We start from the raw sequence: 3,009 nt of genomic DNA, 5'->3' as shown, positions 1-3,009 counted from the left end.
GAGGCACCCTGCCGCGTCCGCCGCCGCCTGCCAGTCCGCAGGCGCCTCGCGCGCGCCGAGCAGCAGCGCGCTGCCGTACGCCGCATAGGGGCCGAGCGGCGAGGCGGGGCCGTCAAACGCCGCGCCCTCGATCACCCCCGCCTCGGCCAGAAGCACACGCCCGTCCGGGCGGCGCACGACGGTGCGCGCGTCCAGCCGGTCGAACGCCGCCCGCCCGCCGCCCGGATCATGACAGGCGAAACCATCCAGGCACAGCAGCGCCGCCCCCGCATGCAGGGTGATTTCCGTCCGTGCCGCGACCCGCGCGCCGGGAAACATCACCAGCGGATCGGGAGCGTGGACCAGCACCCCGCCCGGCGCGACCTCGATCCGCGTCGTCATGCGCGCCGTGCCGCCCCGGCCGTGGCGCGCGATGGTCGCGGCCTGCGTCGTCACCATGGCGCGCGCGCCGGGCCCGACCGCGATGTCGAGCAGCAGGTCGTCGTCGCCGTACAGCCCGCCCGACGTCGATTGCAGATACAGCGTCGCGACGTCCGGCAGCGCGCGGTCAAGATAGAACGGCCGCGTGACGTGGAACGGATACGGCGTCAGCGCGCGCAGCAGATCGGTGCGGCCGCCCGCGACGGCGAAGACCAGCGTGGCATGGCGCATGTCAGTCGTGCCGGTCGAACAGCACCGCCGCGATGATCGCGTCCGCGACCGCCCCTATCCCCGCGCCGCGCCGCGCGTCGGTGGCGATCACCGGCCGTCCCGCCCGCACCGCGCGCGCCTCGTCCAGCATGCGGTCGAGATCGACGCCCACGTACGGCGCGAGATCGGTCTTGTTGACCACCAGCAAGTCGCAACGCAGCACGCCCGGCCCGCGCTTGCGCGGGATGTCGTCGCCGCCCGCGACGTCGATGACGAAGATCCACCAGTCCACCAGATCGAGCGAGAAGGTGGAGGCAAGGTTGTCGCCGCCGCTTTCGTAGATCAGCAGGTCGAGCGCCGGATAGTCCCGCTCCAGCGCGTCGCCGGCCACGATGTTCAGCGTCGGGTCCTCGCGGATCACCGTATGCGGACAGGCGCCCGCCTCGACCGCGCGCACCCGCGCCGGCTCGATCAGGCCGGAGCGGCGCAGACGCTCCGCATCCTCGGCGGTGACGAGGTCGTTGGTCACCACCGCCAGATCGACGCCGCGCGCGCGCAGGACGGGGATCAGCGCCTCGATCAGCGCCGTCTTGCCGGCGCCGACCGGGCCGCCGATGCCGATGCGTGCCGCCGTCATCGCAGCATGTAGCGCTGGCCGAGCGGCACCACCGACAGCGGTGCGCAGGTCGCGATCTGGCCGTCGACATAGACGTCGAACGTCTCGGGATCGACGCGCATGTCCGGCAGCGCCGTGTTGTGCAGCATGTCCGACTTGCGCAGCCCCCGCGTCCCCTGCGCCGGCAGCAGCGCCTTGCGCAGGTCGAGCCGTTCACCCAGCCGCGCCTCGATCGCGCGCGGATGCACGAAGCACGCGGACAGCGCCGGCGCGGCCCGCCCGAACGCGCCCCATTGCGGGCGCAGCTGCATCGGCTCGCAGGTCATCAGCGACGCGGCGCTGTCGCCCATCGCGCCCCAGGCGATGAAGCCGCCCTTGATCACCAGCTCCGGCTTGATGCCGAAGAACGCCGGCCGCCATACGACGATGTCCGCGATCTTGCCGGCCTCCAGCGATCCCACATGCGCGTCGATGCCGAACGTGCGCGCGGCGTTGATCGTGTATTTGGCAAGGTAACGCATGATGCGCGCGTTGTCGCCGCGCCCGGCCTGATCTTCCGGCAGCCGGCCGCGCTGGTCGCGCATCTTGCTCGCCAGCTGCCAGGTGCGGCAGATCACCTCGTGGATGCGTCCCATGCCCTGGCTGTCGGACCCGAGCATGGAGATCGCGCCCATGTCGTGCAACACGTCCTCCGCCGCGATCGTCTGCGCCCGGATGCGGCTTTCGGCAAAGGCCACGTCCTCCGGCACGCGCGGATTGAGGTGATGGCACACCATCGTCATGTCGAGGTGTTCGTCGAACGTGTTGACCGTGTAGGGATTGGTCGGGTTGGTCGAACTCGGCAGGCAGTTGGCGATGCCGGCCACCCGGATGATGTCCGGCGCATGGCCGCCGCCCGCGCCTTCCGTGTGGTACATGTGGATCGTGCGGCCGCCGATCGCCGCCAGCGTGTCCTCGACGAAGCCGCTTTCGTTCAGCGTGTCGGTGTGCAGCTGCACCTGGAAATCATGCTGGTCGGCGAACCGCAGACAGGCATCGATCGCCGCCGGCATCGCGCCCCAGTCCTCGTGGATCTTCAGCCCCAGCACGCCGGTCTCGAGCTGTTCCAGCAGCGCGTCGGGCCGGTGCGTGTTGCCGCGGCCGAGGAAGCCGAAATTGACCGGCCACGCCTCCGCCGCCTGCAGCATGCGCGCGGTGTTGAACGGGCCGCCGGAATCGATGCCCACCGTGATCGGGCCGAGCGAGCCGCCGATCATCGTCGTGATACCGGACGCGATGGCGTGGTCCGGCAGGGCGGCGCTGTCGAAATGCACGTGCACGTCGATGCCGCCCGGCGTCGCCACCAGCCCCTCGCAGTCGCGCACCGTGGTGCCGGCGGAGACGATCAGCCGCGGATCGACGCCGTCCATGATGGCGGGATTGCCGGCCTTGCCGAAGCCGTGGACGCGCCCGTCCTTGATGCCGAGATCACCCTTGACGATGCCGATCACCGGATCGATCAGCACGACGTTGCACAGCAGCATGTCCAGCGCGCCCTGCGCCGCCGTGACGCCCGCGACCATGCCGATGCCGTCGCGCAACGTCTTGCCGCCGCCATGCAGGCATTCGTCGCCATAGACCGCGTGATCGTGCTCGACGACCGCGATCAGCGAGGTATCGCCGAGGCGTATGCCGTCGCCCGTCGTCGGGCCGTACAGCGCGGCATATTCCGCGCGGCTGATGCGGGCCATCGCTCAGGCGCCCCGGAAGCCGGCGGCGGCGGC

General features: G+C 71.1%; 3 protein-coding genes. All 3 read right to left on the bottom strand.

All coding sequences use genetic code 11. The features are described 5' to 3' along the window. A partial coding sequence (locus B8460_RS13615) for an urease accessory protein UreD (RefSeq protein ID WP_048862152.1) occupies positions 1–651 on the bottom strand: 651 nt, incomplete at its 3' end. Between the two features lies 1 nt (position 652). Continuing rightward, positions 653–1,267, bottom strand: coding sequence for an urease accessory protein UreG (gene ureG, locus B8460_RS13610; RefSeq protein ID WP_048862151.1), 615 nt, complete (start codon positions 1,265–1,267; stop codon positions 653–655). Beyond that, entirely contained in the window at positions 1,264–2,976 is a 1,713-nt protein-coding gene (ureC, locus tag B8460_RS13605; RefSeq protein ID WP_048862150.1) for an urease subunit alpha, read from the bottom strand. The genes ureG and ureC overlap by 4 nt, the downstream gene beginning before the upstream one ends. Positions 2,977–3,009: the final 33 nt, after the last annotated feature.

Origin of the sequence: Acidisphaera rubrifaciens HS-AP3 (assembly GCF_000964365.1) — a bacterium.
In the GTDB taxonomy this organism is placed as follows: domain Bacteria; phylum Pseudomonadota; class Alphaproteobacteria; order Acetobacterales; family Acetobacteraceae; genus Acidisphaera; species Acidisphaera rubrifaciens.
The sequence above is the reverse complement of the archived record's forward strand: the minus strand, read 5'-3'. Positions and strand labels throughout refer to the sequence as shown.